Raw genomic sequence first — 21,498 nt, forward strand, 5'->3', positions numbered from 1 at the left:
TAAAAAAAGCAGAAATGGTTAGTTGAGATTAAAAACTATCCAAATGCATCTTTTTGTTAGAAAAACAGTTGACGACAAGGCAAGAGATTCGTAATATTCACCTCGTCCGAAAGGATACGCGGAGCGGTAGTTCAGTTGGTTAGAATACCTGCCTGTCACGCAGGGGGTCGCGGGTTCGAGTCCCGTCCGTTCCGCCAACATTCCAAACCCCAGCATTTATGCTGGGGTTTTTGCGTTTTACAGCCTCAGCAATTTTCTCTTCCCGTATTTTTCTAAGCCACTATTTCTTGCTTTCAATATTTGATATCACTATCTTAGAATTTATTAATGATATTAATACTATGTACAATGGCATTTCGCAGGGTAATCAATATGGAAAATAGAGTACATTTATGGATTGGCAGTAATTTTTCTTCTGAAGAAGAGTATATGCACTATTTTGAGTTAGATTACTCTGAGGAAGACGGAATTGACTCTCCTAATTATAGAGTATGTGGATTCTGCAAAGATCTGGGGATGGTGTGGTACGACGAAGATTTTATTGGTGTTATCCCTCGTTTTGATAACAATGTTACGCTTGATGAAGTTTTGGTAGATGCAGCTGTTGATGAAAGTGAAATATCGTTTATTAAAGCTAAATGTGAAGAGCTAGGAATTAAAAGTGCTAACGCTATATTTTGGTATCAAAATCCTGAACTTGTTATCAAAAAGAGCGATAACCAAACCTATAATAATTTACATTATATTGGCGAATATAATGGTGATTAGCTGGTTTAAAAATTAATTTAGGCTGGGCTGAGCATGCTATTAACGCTTGATGAAATCACAAAAGAGCTAGAAGATAAATTTTCTCCTTTAGGAGAGGATTTTAATGATTTAATTCTTTTTAAAAGAAAAGCACCACTTACAGATTTCGGTTTGCTAGAACAGACGCTAACACTCTCTCTTCCTGATGATTTTACCTCTTTTATCTCTCTCTATAATTTAGATAATTTCTCATTATTTAATATCAGTTTTGGCTGTGGTGAAGATTATCTTGAAAGACTTTTCATGCTAAATGGCTTCAATGAGTTTGCTCAATGGTGGATTGGAGATAAACGACCTGAAAACATCATTGTTATTGCATTGTCAGATCCTTATACCATCTTATTAAATACTCTAACTGGGAATGTTTTTGCAATGACAAGTGAGTCATCTATGGATAGTTTTGAACATATTGCAGTGAATTTTTTTGCTTTTTTTCGCGCAGTTGCCACACTGTTTTTAACTGATATTTCACCAGATAGAATTATTGACCTAACCTCATCTCAAACAACTTCATTTTGGCATCAATTAAAACTTGAATAAGATGAAAAATATAAAGAAAAAAGAGCTAGTTTATGATGGTTTTGAAGATGATTTTTATCAGCTAAATCACCTTATTCAATGTCCTTATTATGATGAGGATATGTCAGTTAGCGTAACGCAATTAAGAGACTTAAACAGCCTAGATAAAGAGGTAAAACAGCAGGTAATAAATAAGGTAAAAGGACTCACTTTAAATCAAGGAACGCGTTATAGCTATGATGGTTTATCAGTAATGTATGATCTTCAAAAATCAAAAAAAGAGAATATGCAGTTGCTTGGTTTATTTGCTATTGGTGAAAGACAGCCTGCGCGGTATCAAATCATAGTCTTAGGGATATTTAGGATTAATTTATGAACACGGAATTTTATTTACGTTTAAGTATGCTATCTAAAACGCTCGACCATTTTTATTATCAAGAATTTGAAACTGAACAAGCCGAATACAATAAAAATAAAGAGATAAAACAAGCCATTGTTCAGTTTGTCCTTGAAATGAAAGAACAGGGTGAGCAAGCATTAATTGATGAGGCTCTAAATCTTATATTTCATAATACTGGTTGTCATATTGATTGCGAAATTCTAAATGAAATCATGCTTCCTGTTATTGAACAAAAAATCATTACACCAGAATTGATTGATAAAAATCTGAGAGAAAATTCACCTATGGGGCGTTGGTTTTAATACAATTGGATAATAATTATGATACTTTTATCGAGGAAATTTAAGATAAGTATTATTATATTCTTCTCATACTGAATTTTTAGTGGAATTTATTCTTTATCAAGTCTAATTTATTATAAATAAATTCAATTCGATATTGAAATAGTGAATCTTCAATAAGTATTATAAGGAAATAGTATGATTGGATCATATCAAGTATTAGACTATGAAAATAATTTAATTTTTTCATTTGAAAATTTAGTTGAATGTTATGACTACAAAAATACAAATAAAACACAATCATTTGTTTTTATTGGATTGAAAGAAAAAGTTTTACATCTTGAAAAAGGTAAAAACTATTATGTGGTTTCTCAAAATTATGATGGTCGATTAGGATTTTCTTTTAATTTAATTAAATATCATTTTTATGGAAACAACTTAATTGTAGATTCTTATTTTACTCCAGGGATGTATGTTTCTGGTGTGGCTTCATTACTTGAATTCCATGAGGATAGTAAAGAAAGAATTTGGTTGGAAATGAGTGGTGAATTAAAAAATATATATATCTCAGCGAGTTATGTTAAAAATGGATTTCCTGGGAAAATTTTAAAAGATGAGTTAGTGATTGAGGGAAAATATATTCAAGATTACTATTCTTTCTTTTGTGAATTGGGATATTCCTTATTAGGCCCTTATGGTTATATGGGCAGTAATCTTGATGCAGTTAGAGATTTGTTTATTGATATAGCTGAAATTCCAGAAAGAAAAATAACATGGATTGATAGTAATTTATCATTTATGGCTATTGATAGTACGATACCTTCTGGATATTATCCATCTCTAGCGGAAGAGATGGTTTCTATATTAGAAGATTTCTTTATTTTAGAGTTAAAATAATACTGTCATAAATTTAAAGATAAAATAATAGTAGGCTATATTACTTTAATTAAGTTGTGATTTTTTTTAACTAGTGGATTAATCATGAAAAAAGATAAACTTGTTATCAATGAAATATACAAAGAATTATTTGAAGATAATCTTAAGCAATATAGTGAAAGGTTAAATAGACAAGATCCAGAAAGTTATCATGAAGGTACTTTCTCTCAAGTGAATAAGATTTTTGTTAATTTATCAGAAAAAGAAAAGCAATCAGTGATTGATATGATGAAAATCGTGATGACAGATACCGCATCAACAATATTCGGAATGCTAGACGGTACTCATTTCGTTAATAATATCGATGAGGATTTTCAGCTTATTTATGATAATGAAGAAATTCAAGGCGACCTTCAAGACAGTTTTTTAGCGTTGGTGGAAGATAGTAATGACATCATCTGAATTTTTAATTGTATTAGAAAGTTTTAAAAAATTTATCATGGATAAAGGATTTTCTGTCATAGGGTGTTCTGATGAGCAAATTTTACAGTTAGAAGATAAGTATGGAAAATTACCTTATTTTTATAAAATCTATTTGTCCATATTAGGTTTTGAGATGGGGGATTTTAAAAAAGGAACGAGTGTTTTATATTCTGAATTAGATGATATAAATATATATTCTATTGAGTTACTTGAAGAAAATAATATTCAAATACCATTGAATTTCTTCTCGTTTTTACTACATCAAGGTTATTCTAGTTTGTTTTTTATAGATAGGGAATGTGATGATCCTGACGTTTATGTTTATACGGAAGGTGATAAAGTAAAGAAAACAAAGCTTAAATTTTCCGAATGCCTATTAGCAGAAATTGACTACTATAAAGAGTAATTAAGAATAATCAGGAATTGAATAACGACTATTTGAATATACTTGAGATAAGTAAGAATGAATAAAAATTATTTAGTTGCAACTATTGGTAATCAATCCATCCATTCTGTAGTTGGGCGCATAGGTGGAAATATTCCTGAATACTTTTTAGATAAAAGTGAACAGATTGATGGATATAAATTTTATCTATCTATTGAGCATCCAGCACAAAAAGGAATGTATTTAACCATATTAGTTCCTCAACAGTATGACATAATGCTTGAAAAGAATATTTACCCTCATTGTGCAATAAAAGTTATTCCACATACATCGTCAATAGAAAGCAAAAACTGTAATTACACATTAGAACAGATCAATAAAATGAACTTAGTTGGCTATAAGACGGCATTGGAAGGTGAGTTTATTACGGTAACATCTCAATTTAACTTATTGCAGGATGAAATCTATTACTTTGAAAATCTTGCTGATGCAGGGTATAAACCTTTTTTACAAATAGATGAAGATTACTATCCTGAAGAACTTCTTACTGGCTCCTATATTTTTGGTTACGGAGCTTTGTATCTTTATCAACATGAAGAAACTAAAGAGGTTATTGCTGGTTTTTGGCAATATAGCTAATTTATTAATATTCTACTTTCTATCAAAATGGGATGAGCCAGAATAAGAATGAAATATTTTGCTAGAGTTGTTGCCCTCAATCCTTATGTGGAAGAAGAGGTTACACTCTCTTTTGGTGAATATGAAATTTGTTGTTTTATTAATGAGCCCAATGTATTTGTGATAGGGGAAGTCTATTTAGTCGAGTTAGTATTAATGTTTTTTGATGATATTGAGATTAAACCATCAAATGATCACGTTATGTCGTTGACTCAAATTGGAAATTCTTTTGCTTATCAATTAAATGGTAAATTGCTTGATAATAAGTTTATTGTCACTAATTTAGTTTTTGAAGATGATCTATTTTATCAATATTCACATATTGAAAATCAGTATGTTATGTTGAAATCAGACAGAATTAACGTAGAAATAATTGAGTCTATTAGTCATGAGCTTTTTTAACGAAATCCAACAAAAAATTAGCATTACACCTTTCTTTTCTAATATGGGAAAGGGAAGCTTCGATGATAAAAAAATTATCTATTTTCAAAGTATCCAAGCTTGTTTTGAATCGTCTTTAAATGTCGAATGGTTGCCAACTTCTCCCACGCAAGATGATCCTTTCTATATAAAACAAGAATATCCCAAAGATTTGGTCGAGATGCGATTAGTCGTCAGTAAGGCAGTGATAGAAAGTCTAAAAGCATTTCCTGTGCCAGATAGTCAATTTCAATACGATGTACATAACTTTAAAATTGCAGCAAGAAATGCGATATGTTACGCATTTAGACAGTATCTTACTGAAAAATATTTCAATTATGGTGACAACTGGGAAAATATCATTCAGATTTACTACCAAGGTCATTTTCCGATAGGTTTTTATAAAAAGAAATTAGTGGTGATTTAACTGCGGATTAGTTGAAAAAGGGGAGCGTGTACAAAATGGAATTGAATCAATGGTTTTGCTCTTACTTAGAGCATAAGTATAAAAGTAAGGCGCTCCACCTTAACAGCAATGATTTTGAGTACTGTATAGGCGATGATAATAACGCAGAGTTATTTTTTAAAAAGAATAAAGACAATACTGTTATTGGCTGGGATGCAGAGTTACAGCCGAGTGATCCGAGCTATTCTGACAATGAAGGTAAGCTAGTTGGCTTAGAAAAATACCGAAATAAAATCACTATTTACGATGAGCAAAATTTTTATTATTTAATCATAACCATTAATTCAATAGGTTTTATAAGAAAACTTAATTTTTATAATCGAATGAATGATTTCATTAAAGAATATTGCTTCTTTCAGTTATCACGATTAAATAACATTGAAATGCTCAATGGTGGGCAGATAGATCAACTTCGCCAGTTTTTATTTAAGTTTTTTCTTTATTGTCATCCCGTTAATTATGACACCTTAGCATCGTTTAGTATGATAAATGGATGTATTACCCATATCCCAAGTAAAGTCAAAGCTTCTGAATATATTGAAGATTATTACCATAACTACTTAGTAAATTACCCATCTATTACTAATAACGTGGATGTTAAAACCGAAGAAATTCAGGCAATAAAAGCATTATCATTACAATTGCTTAAAGCGCTTGAAGGAAAAGAGCAACCAATTATTTATCCTGAAAATAATCATAGTACGTGGTTGTTACATCAACTTAATCATATTGATGATTTTCTTTATGCTTATCATCATAATAATACTGACTTTTTTGAACAACTAAGCCAAGCATTAGATATGTTGGGTAATGGTGATTATGACAAATATTGCTTAAGCACTTTTTTACAAAACTACGTTATGTATATTCTCTTTTTCGATTTTGACGAGATAGATAAATTAACGGCTTTCTTTATTAAACATAAAATGAAAAGCAAACTTTCGCGCATTATTAATAAGATGTTTTCTGAAACTATTTTTCTGCAAAAAATAATAAGAGAAAAGAATATTCAATTAACACAGAAAAAAGAAATTTTAAGCTTAATGAAAGTCAAAACACGAAAAATATATTCTTTATCGTAACAAACTTTATAAAAACCTTCTTAAAATGGCTTAATTACTTATTTTTTAACTCATTTTGCTAAGGTGGTAAGTAACATTTACGTTACGCTGATTTTTCCTTTTAGCTATATATGATGTAAATAAGATTTTTATTACTGAATCAGTGAATTATCTGCTTTTTATCTTTTTTAAGCTCTTATAATTCTACGTCCTTGTAACAAGTTCAGTCAGTTATTAGGCTATAATTAAAACAAATACGGTATTTATTTGATTTGATGGATAATTCAGCAATGAAATTTTATCTTGATTAGTCATATCAAGCTAAGGTTTAATAGCACGCTTCTCAATTGCGCAAATCATTGTCTTTTTTGCTTTTTGTTGCGCAACAATGCGGTGGTGTAATGTTATTTTCCGCTTTGATCGTAAAAAATGCCGTGCAAATCAAAGAATTATTGCTTTATGCTAATTACGATAGCCACCTTTGTGGATTTTTTATATTGCGGTTTTTTGCCCGCATTGAGAGAATCAGCTATCTAGATGCTTTTTATCCGACTTGGAGTAGAAAATGACCACTCGTAAAACCCTTGCTAATGCGATCCGTTTTTTAAGTATGGATGCTGTGCAAAAAGCTAAATCAGGACACCCTGGCGCCCCTATGGGTATGGCTGATATTGCAGAAGTATTATGGCGTGATTTTTTAAATCATAACCCAACTAACCCTAACTGGGCTGATCGTGACCGTTTCGTTTTATCTAATGGTCATGCTTCAATGCTGATTTACAGCTTACTGCACCTGTCTGGTTATGATCTTTCTTTAGATGATCTGAAAAACTTCCGTCAATTGCATTCTAAAACACCTGGTCACCCAGAATATGGTTACACCGCTGGTGTTGAAACAACAACAGGTCCTTTAGGTCAAGGTATTGCAAACGCAGTGGGTTTTGCTATTGCAGAACGTACATTAGCGGCTCAATTTAACCGTCCTGGTCATGATATCGTTGACCACTACACCTACGCCTTTATGGGTGATGGTTGTATGATGGAAGGTATCTCTCACGAAGTGTGTTCTTTAGCGGGAACATTACAGTTAGGTAAACTGATTGCATTTTATGATGACAATGGCATCTCTATTGATGGTCAAGTGCATGGTTGGTTTACTGATAACACTGCAGAACGTTTCGACGCTTATGGCTGGCATGTAATCAGTGGCATTGATGGTCACGATGCAGCAAGCATTAAAGCCGCTGTTGAAGCAGCAAAACAAATCACTGACAAACCTTCACTGTTGATTTGTAAAACCACTATCGGTTTCGGTTCTCCTCATAAAGCAGGTACTGCTGATTCTCACGGTTCTCCATTAGGTGATGCAGAAATCGCTGAAACACGTAAAGCGTTAGGCTGGGAATACGGAGCATTCGAAATTCCACAAGAAATTTATAAAGAGTGGGATGCAAAAGAAGCGGGTAAAGCAAAAGAAGCTGCATGGGATGCTAAATTTGCTGCATACGCAGCACAGTTCCCTGAATTAGCGGCTGAATTCAAACGTCGTGTTTCTGGTGAATTACCAGCAAACTGGGAAAAAGATTCCAAAGCATTTATTGAAAATCTGCAACAAAACCCTTCAAGCATTGCAAGCCGTAAAGCTTCTCAAAATGCATTAGAAGCATTCGGTAAAGTATTACCTGAATTCATGGGCGGTTCTGCGGACTTAGCACCAAGCAACCTGACTATGTGGTCTGGTTCTAAAGCACTGAACGAAGACAAAGCGGGTAACTACATCCATTACGGTGTTCGTGAATTCGGTATGTCCGCAATCATGAACGGTATTGCATTACACGGCGGTTTTGTTCCTTACGGCGCGACCTTCCTGATGTTTATGGAATATGCACGTAATGCTGTACGTATGGCTGCACTGATGAAGATCCGCAGTATCTTTGTTTATACTCATGACTCTATCGGTCTGGGTGAAGATGGTCCAACTCACCAACCTGTTGAGCAAATGGCTAGCCTGCGTGTAACGCCAAACGTGAGCACATGGCGTCCATGTGACCAAGTTGAATCAGCTGTTGCATGGAAATATGCAATTGATCGTAAAGATGGCCCAACAGCGCTGATCTTCTCTCGTCAAAATCTTGCACAACAACCACGTACTCCAGAGCAACTGGCAAACATCGAGAAGGGTGGTTACATCCTGAAAGATTGCGCAGGTACTCCAGAATTAATCTTTATCGCAACAGGCTCTGAAGTTGAATTAGCGGTTAGCGCTTATGAACAACTGACAGCGGAAGGCCGTAAAGTACGTGTTGTTTCTATGCCAGCAACTGATGCATTTGATAAACAAGATGCAGATTACCGTGAAGCAGTATTACCAACATCAGTGAAAGCTCGTGTTGCTATCGAAGCGGGTATTGCTGACTACTGGTTCAAGTATGTTGGTTTAGATGGTGCGATTGTAGGTATGCGTAGCTTCGGCGAATCTGCACCTGCAAACGAACTATTTGAAGAGTTTGGTTTTACTGTTGAAAATGTGGTTACACAGGCAAAATCTTTACTTAAATAATCAATAAGTGTTAACAAGAGCACATTTTTGGGAAGAATTTCTCAGATGTGCTCTTTTTTTATCCTTCCATCTTTGTTTACTATTGCGATCTTCTCTCATTTCTCGTAATCTGATTATCAGTAAGCTGAACCGTTTCAGTTAATCCTAAAATGTCGGTGACTGCACAATTTCTAGATTTACTTGATTTATCGTTGTTGATTAGTATCTTGCTCTATTATTCTAAGCGGTTGCAAATCACAAGTTATCAAGGGAGTCACATGACAATCAGAGTCGCTATTAACGGTTTTGGTCGTATAGGGCGTAATGTGTTAAGAGCGCTTTATGAATCAGGTAAACGAGCTGAAATAACAGTTGTTGCAATAAATGAATTGGCTGATGCACAAGGTATTGGGCATCTTCTCAAGTATGACTCTAGTCACGGACGTTTTGCTTGGGATGTACGAATTAATAACGATTTATTGCAAGTGGGTGATGATACTATTCGTCTTTTTCACCACGCTGATATTACTGATTTACCTTGGGGTGAACTTGGTATCGATGTTGTACTTGATTGTAGTGGTGCTTATGGCTCTCGTGCTGATGGTGAAGCACATATTGCACAAGGCGCAAAGAAAGTACTTTTTTCTCATCCCGGTACAACTGATTTAGATGCAACTGTCGTTTTTGGTGTCAATCAACACGAACTAAAAAAAGAGCACCGAATTGTTTCAAACGCATCTTGTACAACGAATTGCATTATTCCCATTATTAAAATGATGGATGACGCATTTAATATAGAATCAGGAACAGTAACAACAATCCATGCAGCAATGAACGATCAACCCGTGATTGATGCATACCATAAGGATTTACGCCGTACTCGTGCAGCAGGACAATCTATCATTCCTGTTGATACGAAGTTGGCAGCAGGAATTACTCGAATTTTCCCGAAATTTAAGGATCATTTTGAGGCAATTTCTGTACGAGTTCCTACAATTAATGTGACGGCAATTGATTTAAGTGTCACTGTAAAAACTGCTGTAAATGTGTTAGATGTCAATCGGTTAATTCAAAAATCAGCAACTGGCGCATTTCGTGGTATAGTGGATTACACAGAATTGCCATTAGTCTCAACTGATTTTAACCACGACCCTCATAGTGCAATCGTTGATGGCACACAAACAAGAGTCAGTGGGCAACACCTGATCAAGACTTTAGTCTGGTGTGATAATGAATGGGGCTTTGCTAACAGAATGCTTGATACAACGTTAGCAATGGCTGCAACTGGTTTTAAATAATCATGTTTTAATGACGGTGTCGCGTAATAATACGACGCACTGAACAGAAGATTACTAAATTTTAGAGAATCAATGAGAGGATTCATCATGTCTGTAATTAAGATGACCGATTTAGACCTAGCGGGTAAACGAGTTCTTATCCGTGCTGACCTGAACGTTCCAGTTAAAGATGGTAAAGTGACTTCAGATGCGCGTATCCGTGCTTCTTTACCAACAATTGAAGCCGCGTTAAAACAAGGCGCTAAAGTGATGGTAACTTCTCACTTAGGTCGTCCTACCGAAGGTGAGTACAACGAAGAGTTCTCTTTAAAACCAGTTGTTGACTATCTGAAAGACAAATTAACTGCACCAGTTAGCCTTGCTAAAGACTATTTAAATGGTGTTGAAGTCAATGCAGGTGAATTAGTTGTTCTTGAAAACGTTCGTTTTAACAAAGGCGAAAAGAAAGACGACGAAACTCTGTCTAAGCAATACGCTGCATTATGTGATGTATTCGTAATGGATGCATTCGGTACTGCTCACCGTGCTCAAGCGTCAACTCATGGCGTTGCTAAATTTGCACAAGTTGCTTGTGCGGGTCCACTGTTATCAGCAGAACTTGAAGCATTAGGTAAAGCATTAGATAAACCAGCTCGCCCAATGGTTGCGATTGTTGGTGGTTCTAAAGTTTCAACTAAACTGACTGTATTAGATTCCTTATCAAAAATTGCTGACCAATTAATCGTTGGTGGTGGTATCGCAAATACCTTTATCGCAGCAGAAGGTCATCCAGTAGGCCGCTCTTTATATGAAGCAGACCTGGTTGATGATGCTAAAAAGCTGATGGAAAAATGTGATATTCCAGTACCAAGTGATGTTCGCGTTGCGACTGAATTCTCTGAAACTGCAGATGCTGTTTTAAAATCAGCAAGTGACATCAAAGATGATGAACAAGTACTTGATATCGGTGATGTAACTGCTGAGCGTTTAGCAGAAATCCTGAAAAATGCGAAAACTATCCTGTGGAATGGTCCAGTAGGTGTATTCGAATTCCCTAACTTCCGCAAAGGTACAGAAATCATCGCTAATGCAATCGCAGATAGCGACGCATTCTCTATCGCAGGTGGTGGTGATACGCTGGCTGCTATTGATTTATTTGATATCGCAGACAAAATCTCTTACATTTCAACCGGTGGTGGTGCTTTCTTAGAATTCGTTGAAGGCAAAAAACTTCCTGCTGTTGCAATGTTAGAAGAACGCGCTAAACAGTAATTAAGTCAGCTCATACAGGTAGAAAGTTATTTTCTACCTGTTCCAAATATAGGATCTTATTACATGTCTAAAGTTTTTGATTTCGTGAAACCGGGTGTCATCACTGGTGATGATGTACAAAAAGTATTTGCAGTAGCAAAAGAAAACAAATTTGCTCTGCCTGCGGTTAACTGTGTAGGTACTGACTCAATCAATGCTGTGTTAGAAGCTGCTGCGAAAGTTCGTTCTCCTGTTATTGTACAGTTCTCTAACGGTGGTGCTGCATTTATCGCAGGTAAAGGTCTTAAATCTGATGTACCACAGCAAGCTGCTATTTTAGGCGCAATTTCTGGTGCTCATCATGTGCATCAAATGGCTGAATACTACGGTGTTCCTGTTATTCTGCATACTGACCACTGTGCTAAAAAATTATTACCATGGATTGATGGTCTGTTAGATGCGGGTGAAAAACACTACGCTAAAACAGGTAAACCACTGTTCTCTTCTCATATGATTGACTTATCTGAAGAATCATTAGAAGAAAACATCGAAATCTGTGCTAAATATTTAGCGCGTATGGCTAAAATCGATATGACTTTAGAAATCGAATTAGGCTGTACTGGTGGTGAAGAAGACGGTGTTGATAACACAGGTATGGACAGCTCTGCGCTTTATACTCAACCAGAAGATGTTGCTTACGCATATGAAAAACTGAGCGCAGTAAGCCCTCGTTTCACTATCGCGGCATCTTTCGGTAACGTTCACGGTGTTTATAAACCAGGTAACGTTCAGTTAACGCCAAAAATCTTACGTAACTCACAAGACTACGTATCACAGAAATTCAATCTGCCACACAATAGCTTAGATTTCGTTTTCCACGGCGGTTCTGGTTCTTCTGCTGAAGAAATCAAAGAAGCTGTTGGCTATGGTGTTATCAAAATGAATATCGATACCGATACTCAGTGGGCAACTTGGGATGGTATCTTACAGTTCTACAAAAAGAACGAAGGCTATCTGCAGGGCCAATTAGGTAACCCAGAAGGTGCTGATAAACCTAACAAGAAATACTACGATCCACGTAACTGGTTACGTCAAGCACAAGCATCAATGGTTGTTCGTTTAGAACAAGCATTTAAAGAATTGAATTCAGTTGACGTTCTGTAATTGAGTCATTCTTAATGATTAAACTAAACCCGCTTATTTGGCGGGTTTTTTTATGCCTGATAAAAAGCGATTAGGTAGTTTGGCTATGGCAATATTTATTATTAAAATGGGTGTGAGGGAATGTAGATGCGGCCCTATTAGGGATATCTAGCCAATACGAAATGAAACCTAACGTTGAGATAAAGCAGATATAAAAAAGCGCCTATTAATAAATAGACGCTTAAATTGAGCAATATATTATTTGGAAGATCAGCCCGTGACTTTAGCGTCTTTGCTTTCTTCTTTCATCATACGATTTAATAAAGGTACGGTTGCCCACATAACGATACCTACAATTAAGGTCACAATACCAATTTTACCAAATACGTCAGTGTAAATAGGTAATGTTTGTAGTGGATCAGTAATACCTTCTGGTGCTGCGGTGAAGGTTGCTACATAACCGCCTAACAGGTAAGCCGTTGCTTGTGTTAAGAACCACATACCTAAAATAAAGCCCATCATGTATTGTGGTACGAACGCTGCAACCATTGCTAAACCTAACGCACTGATCATCAGTTCACCTAAGCTCTGGAATAAATAAACCAGAACGATAAACCAAGGTGATGTTAAGCCTTGAGCATCGGCAAACCACATACCTGATGCTGCCGCTGTAAGGAAGCCTAACGAGCACAGAAGCATACCTGCGGTAAACTTCGCTGGCATTGAGAAGTCTTTACCTTTCGCGCCAAAATGGCTGTAAGTGATAGCAAGGATTGGGCTAGCAATAATGATCCAGAATGGGTTTAGTGCTTGGAAGCTTACAGGGTTAATATCAAAGCCTAAAAGCGTGTGATGAACGTTATGAATAGCAAAGAAGTTCAGTGAAGTTGGCATTTGTGCATACAGAATGTAGAAAATAACCGCTTCTAACATCAGAACAAATGCAACATACATTTTATTACGAGCAACTCTGTCTTTTTGTTTAAAGGCTTCACGGAAATAAATGAAGACAACAATGATAGACAGACTGACTAAAACGATATTTGCAATCATCACGTTGTGCAGTAACCATGCACAAACAAATACCATCGCAATTGAGCCAGCAATAACTAATAACAGTTTGCTAAAGCTCATTGGTAAATGGTCTGGTTCAGAACCAATATTGGCAACCATTTTGCGACAGAAGAAATAAACTAATAACGCCATGATCAAGCCAACACCACAGATATTATAAGTCAGTGCATATCCGTAACGTTCTGCAAGTACAGGGGCGATAGATAAAGAAATTAATGAGCCGATATTAATCGACATATAAAATAATGTAAATGCACCATCAAGACGTGGATCTTTAGGTGGATAACATTTTGCTAATAGGCTGGCAGGGTTAGCTTTAAATAAGCCATTACCTACTGCGATAGTTCCTAATGCGTAGAAAATTAAATTAGGATACATAATTGACATACCAGTCATGAAATAACCGATAGCCAAGACAATAGCACCTAAAACAATTGTTCGTTTTGTTCCTAATAAGTGGTCACCAACATAACCACCAATAGAAATAAGCCCATAAACCAGTGCAGAGAATGCACCAAAAGTAATGAAAGCCTGTTCTTGAGAGAAACCGAGTTTACTAACAAAATAAACGGCAAGAATACCTTGTACGCCGTAGTAACCAAAACGTTCCCATAATTCTACAAAGAAAATCATAAAGAATGGTTTAGGCTGTTGTAATAAACCGACTTGAGCGGGTTTATCCATATCTGTAATGCCCCTAATTATTATTTATTTTCAACAACGATGTTATTTACTCACATTCACGAGGAATGTTACACAACGGTAACATTATCTGTCGCATTTAGAGTGATGTTTGCAAATTTAAGAAGGTAATCAGCAAGTCGAGTAGACTAATATATTGATAGAATGACTTCTCAAAGGTTGATCACACTGTGGGTAAGATTAATACCAGATTGAAAAAAATATTCATTAGTTTATTTTCAAATAAAGTCATTTAATTGATCTTTGGTATAAAATATAACCAATTGGATTGTTGTTTGTTTATATTTTAATCTGAGTAAATTAAATAAAGAGAAAGAATAAAAGTAGAGGGGAAATGTTTTTGATTATGTGACTGATTGATTCTAGAAAGAAATTTTTCATTATAATTAAAAATTATTCTTTTATAACAAACAGATGTTAATAAATATTTAATAAATACCTAAAAGTTAGCTAATGTTATTTAGTTAAATAAGTATTCACTTAATATAAATAAATATTTAATTTTATATTGTGATGATAATCAATAAAAAACGCCCTTATTAAAAGTGCGTTTTTATCTTGAGGTAGAATAGGTGAAATTTAAACAGGGATGGGTACTTGTTCATTTTTAACAGAATGGAAACGACGTTTGAAATAAATAAGTCCATCACCATCTTCGCGTACAGAAATATTCTTAATTTCGGTCATATAAACAAAATGTGTACCTACTTGGCGCACATCATAAATATCACCTTCAAGGCAGGCAAGCGCATTTGTTAACACGGGTTGTTGTAATTGTCCGTTTTGCCATCCAGGTTGAGTAAAGCGATCTGCCATCGCGAGTCCTGTCATTCCGGCGAAATGACATGCCATTTCTTCTTGCTCATGATTCAATATATTGATGCTCAATTTTCCATTTTCTTGAAAAATAGAGTTCATCTGACTTTTACTGTTGATGCAAACCATCACGGTAGGTGGGTTATCAGTAACAGAACATACCGCTGTTGCTGTTAAGCCACAACATCCTGCATCGCCATTTGTTGCCACGATATTGACTGCGGCACCTAAGCTTGCCATTGCATCCCGAAAAAGTGGGTTAGCCTGTTTTTCCTCAGACATTATTTACTCCTACTGCCAGACTTCTCGTCTGTGGGCGTCTTCACTTAAAATAATTATTAGTTAGATAACTAATAAATTACCTAACTACTCCGCTAACAAAGTTGTAATGTTATTGCCGGTTTCTTTGTTGCGTTGTTTTAAAGCCGTAACGCTACCGCGCATGAACAAAGATAGCAATCTTTCTTTGTTACAACCTGTTAACTTTATCTCAAAAAACTGTGAGACAACCTTATCGCTAAGCGCCATTATTCCTAATCTAGAGGTAGGGTAATAGGCAAATCAGGCTACTTTTTTTTAGTTGGTTGAGAGATAACACAAATTGCCAATTGATGAAAATTGCGTATAGGTCAAGATGTTGCAGAAGGTGAAATTAACACGAAAAAGAAGCATGGGTGATAAATTGCACAAAGGGAATAAAATTGCAAAAATTGAGTCAACTTTATTTATTTGTTAATATGAATAATTGTAACAATTAGTCTATTCTTAGAATATAGTCATTTTATAAACCATAAACAGCGGTACTTTTTCACTGTCTATATTGAGTGATATTTTGTCATTTCACCTATAACACCATATAAAGAGCTTCTTGATTATGCATGAATCATTAACTATCGCGCTATTACAAGCACGGGAATCTGCGATGGGTTTTTTTCGACCTGTTCTTAAAGAGCATAATCTGACAGAACAGCAATGGCGGATCATTCGCGTACTTGCGGATAAACGCTCTATTGATTTCCACGAATTAGCACAAAAATCGTGTATTCTTCGACCAAGTCTAACGGGTATTCTTATTAGAATGGAAAGAGATGAGCTAATTTGTCGTTTAAAACCTGTGAGTGACCAACGTAAACTTTTCGTTTCATTGTCTGCCAATGGGCAAAGCTTATACGATAAAATTCAGCCTAAAATTGAAGAAGGCTATCAATTACTTGAGCAAAAGTTTTCCACTGAAAAACTACAACGACTAGCTGGATTATTAAAAGAGCTGATTGCACTTAATCCAGATGATGTTGAACAATCAGAAAAATAAGTTATTTAATAAGAAAAAAGGAGATGCTATGGCATCTCCTTTTTGTTGTTCTCACTCAGGTAAAATTATTGCTTACCTAATACATGTAAGAAGTGAATGTGTTTTTCGTACTGATCAAGAATATCGTGAATGATTTGTTCTTTCGTCCAACCCATTACATCGTAGTCTTGTCCACCTTCTTTTAAATGAATCTCAGCGCGATAATACTTATGTTCTTCGTCTCTTTCTTCATCACTTAATCCAGCTAAAGCAAAGGCAGGTTGAGTATAAAAACGCAGACGAACTTCATAGAAGAAATTCATGTCATCGCCTAAATCGACTTCAATACCAATTCGATCCTCTTCTTCGTTATGGATAATACATTGTGTTGCTTGTTTACTTAGCTCGGCAGACACCATTTCCATTGAAGGCTGAATAACTTCATCCATAAAACGTTTTACATGAGAACGTTTAGGGAAATAGGCAATGTTTCTTAAACGGCGTTGCCAAGGGATCGGATTACGGCTTGCTGGTGGCGCAATTGTCGTTAATTGTTGGCTATCACGTTTATATACATCCACTCGCAATGCTTTTATTAGTCCATAAATAGAAGCAAGCAATACCATTGAGAAGGGAAGTGCGCTCGCAATGGTGACTGTTTGTAGCGCAGTTAAACCACCTGCTAACAATAAAGTAATTGCAGAAACGCCCATTAAGCCCGCCCAGAAAATACGTTGCCACACAGGTGTTTCGCTATCACCACCTGAAGCTAAAGTATCAACAACCATTGCACCCGAGTCGGCTGAAGTCACAAAGAAGACAACAACCATCAACATCGCAAAGAAGGATAAGACGGACGAAAATGGAAAATAATTTAAGAACTCAAATAAAGCCAATGAGACATCTTGCTGTACGATATTTGCGAGAGCTTCTGCACCTTTATCTTTGATTAAATGAATTGCTGTATTACCAAAAACGGTCATCCAAAGTAAGGTAAAGCCAGCAGGAACAAACAGAACACCCACAACAAATTCACGAATAGTACGTCCACGAGAAATACGGGCAATAAACATCCCTACAAATGGAGACCATGAAAGCCACCAACCCCAATAAAGTAGAGTCCATCCCCCTAACCAATCACTCGATTTTGGCTCGTATGCGTAAAGATTAAAAGTTTTACTGACAATTTCGGATAGATATCCTCCCGTATTTTCAACAAATGATTTTAATATCAATACGGTTGGACCAAGAATAATGACTAATAAAAGAAGAATTACCGCTAATCCTAAGTTAAGTTCAGATAAAAAGCGGATACCTTTTTCTAATCCAGAAACAACTGAAATAGTTGCAAGTCCTGTTATCACAACAATCAATATGACTTGCACGGTTGGATTAATGGGGACATTAAAAAGATGGTTTAAACCCGCATTAACTTGCAGAACACCAAATCCAAGAGAAGTTGCGACACCAAATACGGTTCCCATAACGGCAAAAATATCAACAGCATGACCAATAGGGCCATGTATGCGATCACCAATGATTGGATAAAGTGCTGAGCGCAGTGTTAACGGCAAGCCATGACGATAAGAGAAAAACGCTAAGATCAAAGCGACAATGGCGTAAATTGCCCATGCATGTAATCCCCAGTGGAAAAAGGTTAATCGCATCGCTTCTTTTGCGGCTTCTATGGTTTGAGCTTCACCTGTCGGGGGCATAAGGTAATGCATAACGGGTTCAGCAACACCAAAGAACATTAAGCCAATTCCCATTCCTGCTGAAAAGAGCATGGCAAACCAAGCAAAATAACTAAAGTGGGGGCGGGCATGATCTGGCCCTAACTTGATTTGACCAAAACGAGAAAGGCCTAAATAAGTCACACTCAGCAAAACCAATGCAACGGCTAGAATGTAGAACCAGCTCGCATTCGTGAAGAGGTTTTCCTGAAGATGACCTAATTTATCATTAGCCAACTCTGGAAATAATGCAGAGAAACCAACGACCAGTAAAATTAACAGTGCAGATGTATAAAAAACGGGAGGATTAATTTTCATCCTAACTTTTTGAGGGGTTATATCGTTTTGTTGACTCATAGTTAACCTATTTTTTGTTATTTTCCTAGAAAGAGACTTTTCGCTACCCACTTTCTGATTGCTTATGTCATCAGAAAAGAAAAGTTCATAAGAAAATTTGAATAAAACACCAAATTGGAAAGATGTTTTATAAAAGAACGGAAGTAAATTATCTTTTCCGCAAAATGAAGAAAAACACAGTTAAATCAATTTATTACTAACTTTTTATGCTAGATGCTTTCGCTCTTTAATAGGTTTCTCCTGTTGAAAAAAGGAGAACATGGTTACATTTTTTGCTTAATCGATCAACCCCTGTCTTTTTTTTGTACAAAAAAAGCCAGTAAAAACTTACTGGCTCTAGATCCATCAAAAAAACTGAAATCAGATTATTTATTTTCAGTTTTTAAATCATCAATTTTTTGTTTGGCTTGATCCGTTAATTGATCCGCTTTATCAAGCGCTTTATTTTCAGTCTCTTGAGCTTGTTGTTTCACATCATCGCTGGTTTTTGATGCATCACCTTTTAGCTGATCAACCTTGTTGTCTGCTTCTTGCATCAGGTTATCTGCTGTTTTGCTCGCATCTTGCTTTAGCTCAGCGGCTTTTTCAGATAATTTATTGCTTTCAGCTTCTAGGCTTTGCTTAATTTCTTCAGCTTTTGCAGCACTTGCATCTTTTAGTTCATCAGTTTTTTGTGAAATGCTCTCTTTCAGGGCATCTGTTTTTTCATCAGCTTGCGCTTTTAGCTCAGCCGCTTTTTGTTCAGCTTTATCTTTTAGCTCTTGAGCTTGTTGTGTTAATTCATCTGCTTTTGCGGATGCATCTTCTTTCAAGTCGGCAGCTTTATCTTTAGCTTGTTCAGTTAACTCTTTGGCTTTATCTTGCGCCGTTTCAGTTACTTGAGTTGCTGTTTCTTTTGCCTTATCAATACCTTCATCAACTTTTTTAGATGAATCATCACAACCTGCTGTAATAGTAACAAGACCCGCTAGAACCAATGAAGTAAGTAGTTTTTTATTCATTTTTTTCTCCAAAATGTGTGTTCAAAAACAATTCAGTGATATCCCGCGTAAGAACTAGAAAAGGCGAGAAGCTATCGAGTTGATAGTAAGATATTACGAATAAATGATCGTAATAAGTATAGTGTGAGTCTTAAAATCAACAAACCTAAGTATATTAAGTGTTTTTTCTTAGTCAAATATCATCAAAAATAATTTAGATTTTTATCTGGGTGAGATTTTCTGCTTTATAATAAGTGCAGAAATTATTGGAAATGTGAGACGCAAATGGAATATTACTTTCTGGTTATTATCAAATTTATTATTGGTTTTACTATCATATTAGTCCATATGAATTTATCGGGTAAAACTCAACTCTCTCAATTAACACCTATTGATTTTATTGGTAATTTTGTGCTCGGAGGCATTATGGGGGGGGTGATTTACACCGATGCGATCCCTCTTTATCAATATATTATCGTCTTCTTAATTGGTGTCTGTTTTATCTCGTTGCTTAATTATATCAGTAAGCGATTCAATTTTTTCCGAGCTGTGACTATTGGTAATCCTATTCCCATTATAAAGAAGGGCGAATTTATAATGGAAAACATCATGGAGAAAAAGAACAAAATAGACATTTTAAATATAACGTCTCGTCTTCATGCACAAGGTATTCATTCGTTTCAAGAGGTTAATTACGCGCAAATTGAACCTGATGGACAAATCACTGTGGTATGTGACGGTGCAAAAATGCCTTCGATTATTGTTATGAAAGACGGTGTTATTCGAACATCAGAATTAGCGCAAATAGAAAAAGATGAAACATGGCTTCAAGATGAGATGAAAAATCAACATATTGAGAAACCAGAAGATATTTTCTTAGCTGAATTCTGGGATGGAAAAGTTAATTTTATTTTGCAAGATGGAAAGATAAAACGCACGACGTTATAGATAACTCACTAAAATATACGTCAACGAGTGGAGTATGACTTATAACAATGGCGATATAATATCGCCATTGTTATTTAGTGAAAACGCAATTACAACTTAAATACCTCAAAATCAGAAGCCATTTCAGTATGGCTAAAGATCTGTTGGCTTTCCTTGAGTAATTCAACACAGTCTTCGGGTGAGTAGCGACTACTAATATGCGTGATAATCAGTTTTTTGACATTAGCCTCTTTGGCTAACTGTGCCGCTTGCACAGTAGTTGAGTGTCCACGGCTATTCGCTTGCTCTGCCATTTCATGTTTAAACGTCGCTTCATGAACAATAACATCTGCATTATTAGCCAGTTTTAATGCATTTGGTGTGGGTTGTGTATCACCGAAAATTGCAATACAACGACCTTTTGTTTCAGGGCCAATATACTCTTTGCCGTCAACGACTCTTCCATCTGGCAATGTAATGGTTTTACCTTGTTTTAACTCTTGTAACCAAGCACCCGCAGGAATATTGTTGGCTTTCAGTTTTTCTGCATCTAATTTACCTGGGCTGTTTTCTTCTTCTAAGCGATAACCAAAACAAGGTACAGGATGAGAAAGTGCTTCACAGCTCACTTTCATACCTTCTTCTTCAAACAGAAAACCCGCTTCATCAATTTCAACAATATTAATAGGGTAAGTTAAATAAGATTGGCTTAGGGTCAGTGCTGTCTCTATAAAAGCTTTGATACCCGTAGGGCCATACACCGTTAACAGCGTTTCGGTTCCTCCCATTGAGCGACTACAAAGTAATCCCGGTAAACCAAAAATATGATCGCCATGTAAGTGGGTAATAAAAATTTTATTTAAACGCGGTAATTTTACGCGGGTATGCAATATTTGGTGTTGTGTCGCTTCGCCACAATCAAACATCCACATACTTTTTTGTTTATTTTGTAAATCAAGCACCATACTGGTGACATTCCTCTCTTTAGAAGGAACGCCTGCGTTAGTGCCTAAAAAAGTGAGCTCCATAATG

22 protein-coding genes and 1 tRNA gene are annotated in these 21,498 nt (G+C 35.7%); 18 read left to right on the forward strand and 5 right to left on the reverse strand.

All coding sequences use genetic code 11. The annotated features are described in order from the left end of the window. Window positions 1-120 precede the first annotated feature (120 nt). From D7029_RS04270 to fbaA, 16 genes are all read left to right on the forward strand, one after another. A tRNA-Asp gene (locus D7029_RS04270) sits at window positions 121-197 on the forward strand. A gap of 175 nt (window positions 198-372) precedes the next feature. Then, window positions 373-768, forward strand: coding sequence for an immunity 22 family protein (locus D7029_RS04275; RefSeq protein WP_201161571.1), 396 nt, complete (start codon window positions 373-375; stop codon window positions 766-768). A 33-nt stretch (window positions 769-801) separates the two neighbouring features. Continuing rightward, window positions 802-1,347 (forward strand): nuclease, encoded by a 546-nt coding sequence (locus tag D7029_RS04280; protein WP_194951940.1) that lies wholly within the window; start codon window positions 802-804, stop codon window positions 1,345-1,347. A gap of 1 nt (window position 1,348) precedes the next feature. Beyond that, complete coding sequence (locus D7029_RS04285; protein WP_194951941.1) at window positions 1,349-1,702, forward strand: hypothetical protein; 354 nt, start codon at window positions 1,349-1,351, stop codon at window positions 1,700-1,702. Next, entirely contained in the window at window positions 1,699-2,028 is a 330-nt protein-coding gene (locus D7029_RS04290; RefSeq protein WP_194951942.1) for a hypothetical protein, read from the forward strand. The genes D7029_RS04285 and D7029_RS04290 overlap by 4 nt, the downstream gene beginning before the upstream one ends. A 177-nt stretch (window positions 2,029-2,205) precedes the next feature. Next, on the forward strand, window positions 2,206-2,904 hold the full coding sequence (locus D7029_RS04295) for a hypothetical protein (protein ID WP_194951943.1): 699 nt from the start codon (window positions 2,206-2,208) through the stop codon (window positions 2,902-2,904). A gap of 84 nt (window positions 2,905-2,988) precedes the next feature. Next, window positions 2,989-3,345, forward strand: coding sequence for a hypothetical protein (locus D7029_RS04300; RefSeq protein WP_194951944.1), 357 nt, complete (start codon window positions 2,989-2,991; stop codon window positions 3,343-3,345). Beyond that, window positions 3,332-3,772: an SMI1/KNR4 family protein gene (locus D7029_RS04305; protein ID WP_194951945.1), complete on the forward strand. Its 441-nt coding sequence runs from the start codon at window positions 3,332-3,334 to the stop codon at window positions 3,770-3,772. Before D7029_RS04300 ends, D7029_RS04305 begins: the two co-directional genes overlap by 14 nt. Window positions 3,773-3,829: 57 nt before the next feature. Continuing rightward, window positions 3,830-4,390, forward strand: coding sequence for a hypothetical protein (locus D7029_RS04310; protein WP_194951946.1), 561 nt, complete (start codon window positions 3,830-3,832; stop codon window positions 4,388-4,390). Between the two features lie 48 nt (window positions 4,391-4,438). Continuing rightward, window positions 4,439-4,831: a hypothetical protein gene (locus D7029_RS04315; protein ID WP_194951947.1), complete on the forward strand. Its 393-nt coding sequence runs from the start codon at window positions 4,439-4,441 to the stop codon at window positions 4,829-4,831. Then, window positions 4,818-5,276: a hypothetical protein gene (locus D7029_RS04320; protein WP_194951948.1), complete on the forward strand. Its 459-nt coding sequence runs from the start codon at window positions 4,818-4,820 to the stop codon at window positions 5,274-5,276. The genes D7029_RS04315 and D7029_RS04320 overlap by 14 nt, the downstream gene beginning before the upstream one ends. Before the next feature lie 35 nt (window positions 5,277-5,311). Beyond that, on the forward strand, window positions 5,312-6,397 hold the full coding sequence (locus tag D7029_RS04325; RefSeq protein WP_194951949.1) for a hypothetical protein: 1,086 nt from the start codon (window positions 5,312-5,314) through the stop codon (window positions 6,395-6,397). 544 nt (window positions 6,398-6,941) lie between these two features. Further along, complete coding sequence (tkt, locus tag D7029_RS04330) at window positions 6,942-8,936, forward strand: transketolase (protein WP_088493573.1); 1,995 nt, start codon at window positions 6,942-6,944, stop codon at window positions 8,934-8,936. Window positions 8,937-9,193: 257 nt separating this feature from the next. Further along, window positions 9,194-10,213 carry an erythrose-4-phosphate dehydrogenase gene (gene epd, locus D7029_RS04335; protein WP_075673402.1) on the forward strand — a complete coding sequence of 340 codons (1,020 nt, stop codon included), beginning with the start codon at window positions 9,194-9,196 and terminating at the stop codon, window positions 10,211-10,213. 87 nt (window positions 10,214-10,300) lie between these two features. Continuing rightward, entirely contained in the window at window positions 10,301-11,464 is a 1,164-nt protein-coding gene (pgk, locus tag D7029_RS04340; RefSeq protein ID WP_088493572.1) for a phosphoglycerate kinase, read from the forward strand. Between the two features lie 63 nt (window positions 11,465-11,527). Further along, window positions 11,528-12,607, forward strand: a complete 1,080-nt coding sequence (gene fbaA / locus D7029_RS04345) for a class II fructose-bisphosphate aldolase (RefSeq protein WP_088493571.1) — start codon at window positions 11,528-11,530, stop codon at window positions 12,605-12,607. A gap of 249 nt (window positions 12,608-12,856) precedes the next feature. Here fbaA and dtpB read toward each other — a convergent pair whose 3' ends face one another. Then, a complete protein-coding gene (gene dtpB / locus D7029_RS04350) occupies window positions 12,857-14,344 on the reverse strand; it encodes a dipeptide/tripeptide permease DtpB (RefSeq protein ID WP_194951950.1) in 1,488 nt (495 codons plus the stop codon). Window positions 14,345-14,941: 597 nt separating this feature from the next. Beyond that, on the reverse strand, window positions 14,942-15,460 hold the full coding sequence (gene hpaC / locus D7029_RS04355; protein WP_088493569.1) for a 4-hydroxyphenylacetate 3-monooxygenase, reductase component: 519 nt from the start codon (window positions 15,458-15,460) through the stop codon (window positions 14,942-14,944). 592 nt (window positions 15,461-16,052) lie between these two features. On the opposite strand from hpaC, the gene hpaR reads away from it, so the two are divergent. Next, a complete protein-coding gene (hpaR, locus tag D7029_RS04360) occupies window positions 16,053-16,490 on the forward strand; it encodes a homoprotocatechuate degradation operon regulator HpaR (RefSeq protein WP_075673407.1) in 438 nt (145 codons plus the stop codon). A 65-nt stretch (window positions 16,491-16,555) separates the two neighbouring features. Here the strand turns inward: hpaR and betT are convergent, their stop codons facing one another. Both betT and D7029_RS04370 read right to left on the reverse strand, forming a co-directional pair. Further along, window positions 16,556-18,559, reverse strand: a complete 2,004-nt coding sequence (gene betT, locus D7029_RS04365) for a choline BCCT transporter BetT (protein ID WP_194951951.1) — start codon at window positions 18,557-18,559, stop codon at window positions 16,556-16,558. Window positions 18,560-18,924: 365 nt separating this feature from the next. Beyond that, complete coding sequence (locus D7029_RS04370) at window positions 18,925-19,560, reverse strand: hypothetical protein (RefSeq protein ID WP_088493567.1); 636 nt, start codon at window positions 19,558-19,560, stop codon at window positions 18,925-18,927. 264 nt (window positions 19,561-19,824) lie between these two features. Here D7029_RS04370 and D7029_RS04375 point away from each other — a divergent pair, with 264 nt between their 5' ends. Then, window positions 19,825-20,487 carry a DUF421 domain-containing protein gene (locus tag D7029_RS04375; RefSeq protein WP_194951952.1) on the forward strand — a complete coding sequence of 221 codons (663 nt, stop codon included), beginning with the start codon at window positions 19,825-19,827 and terminating at the stop codon, window positions 20,485-20,487. Window positions 20,488-20,576: 89 nt separating this feature from the next. Here D7029_RS04375 and rnz read toward each other — a convergent pair whose 3' ends face one another. Further along, on the reverse strand, window positions 20,577-21,494 hold the full coding sequence (rnz, locus tag D7029_RS04380) for a ribonuclease Z (protein WP_194951953.1): 918 nt from the start codon (window positions 21,492-21,494) through the stop codon (window positions 20,577-20,579). Window positions 21,495-21,498 lie beyond the last annotated feature (4 nt).

Source organism: Proteus vulgaris (assembly GCF_016647575.1).
GTDB lineage: Bacteria > Pseudomonadota > Gammaproteobacteria > Enterobacterales > Enterobacteriaceae > Proteus > Proteus mirabilis_B.

Bases quoted from the DNA above. Each gene is read 5' to 3' on its own strand.
- D7029_RS04275 (WP_201161571.1), top strand. From the start codon at position 373: ATGGAAAATAGAGTACATTTATGGATTGGCAGTAATTTTTCTTCTGAA.
- D7029_RS04325 (WP_194951949.1), top strand. From the start codon at position 5,312: ATGGAATTGAATCAATGGTTTTGCTCTTACTTAGAGCATAAGTATAAA.
- hpaC (WP_088493569.1), bottom strand. From the start codon at position 15,460: ATGTCTGAGGAAAAACAGGCTAACCCACTTTTTCGGGATGCAATGGCA.
- D7029_RS04285 (WP_194951941.1), top strand. From the start codon at position 1,349: ATGAAAAATATAAAGAAAAAAGAGCTAGTTTATGATGGTTTTGAAGAT.
- hpaR (WP_075673407.1), top strand. From the start codon at position 16,053: ATGCATGAATCATTAACTATCGCGCTATTACAAGCACGGGAATCTGCG.
- betT (WP_194951951.1), bottom strand. From the start codon at position 18,559: ATGAGTCAACAAAACGATATAACCCCTCAAAAAGTTAGGATGAAAATT.
- D7029_RS04280 (WP_194951940.1), top strand. From the start codon at position 802: ATGCTATTAACGCTTGATGAAATCACAAAAGAGCTAGAAGATAAATTT.
- tkt (WP_088493573.1), top strand. From the start codon at position 6,942: ATGACCACTCGTAAAACCCTTGCTAATGCGATCCGTTTTTTAAGTATG.
- D7029_RS04320 (WP_194951948.1), top strand. From the start codon at position 4,818: ATGAGCTTTTTTAACGAAATCCAACAAAAAATTAGCATTACACCTTTC.
- D7029_RS04295 (WP_194951943.1), top strand. From the start codon at position 2,206: ATGATTGGATCATATCAAGTATTAGACTATGAAAATAATTTAATTTTT.
- D7029_RS04300 (WP_194951944.1), top strand. From the start codon at position 2,989: ATGAAAAAAGATAAACTTGTTATCAATGAAATATACAAAGAATTATTT.
- fbaA (WP_088493571.1), top strand. From the start codon at position 11,528: ATGTCTAAAGTTTTTGATTTCGTGAAACCGGGTGTCATCACTGGTGAT.
- D7029_RS04370 (WP_088493567.1), bottom strand. From the start codon at position 19,560: ATGAATAAAAAACTACTTACTTCATTGGTTCTAGCGGGTCTTGTTACT.
- dtpB (WP_194951950.1), bottom strand. From the start codon at position 14,344: ATGGATAAACCCGCTCAAGTCGGTTTATTACAACAGCCTAAACCATTC.
- pgk (WP_088493572.1), top strand. From the start codon at position 10,301: ATGTCTGTAATTAAGATGACCGATTTAGACCTAGCGGGTAAACGAGTT.
- D7029_RS04315 (WP_194951947.1), top strand. From the start codon at position 4,439: ATGAAATATTTTGCTAGAGTTGTTGCCCTCAATCCTTATGTGGAAGAA.
- epd (WP_075673402.1), top strand. From the start codon at position 9,194: ATGACAATCAGAGTCGCTATTAACGGTTTTGGTCGTATAGGGCGTAAT.
- D7029_RS04375 (WP_194951952.1), top strand. From the start codon at position 19,825: ATGGAATATTACTTTCTGGTTATTATCAAATTTATTATTGGTTTTACT.
- D7029_RS04310 (WP_194951946.1), top strand. From the start codon at position 3,830: ATGAATAAAAATTATTTAGTTGCAACTATTGGTAATCAATCCATCCAT.
- D7029_RS04290 (WP_194951942.1), top strand. From the start codon at position 1,699: ATGAACACGGAATTTTATTTACGTTTAAGTATGCTATCTAAAACGCTC.
- D7029_RS04305 (WP_194951945.1), top strand. From the start codon at position 3,332: ATGACATCATCTGAATTTTTAATTGTATTAGAAAGTTTTAAAAAATTT.
- rnz (WP_194951953.1), bottom strand. From the start codon at position 21,494: ATGGAGCTCACTTTTTTAGGCACTAACGCAGGCGTTCCTTCTAAAGAG.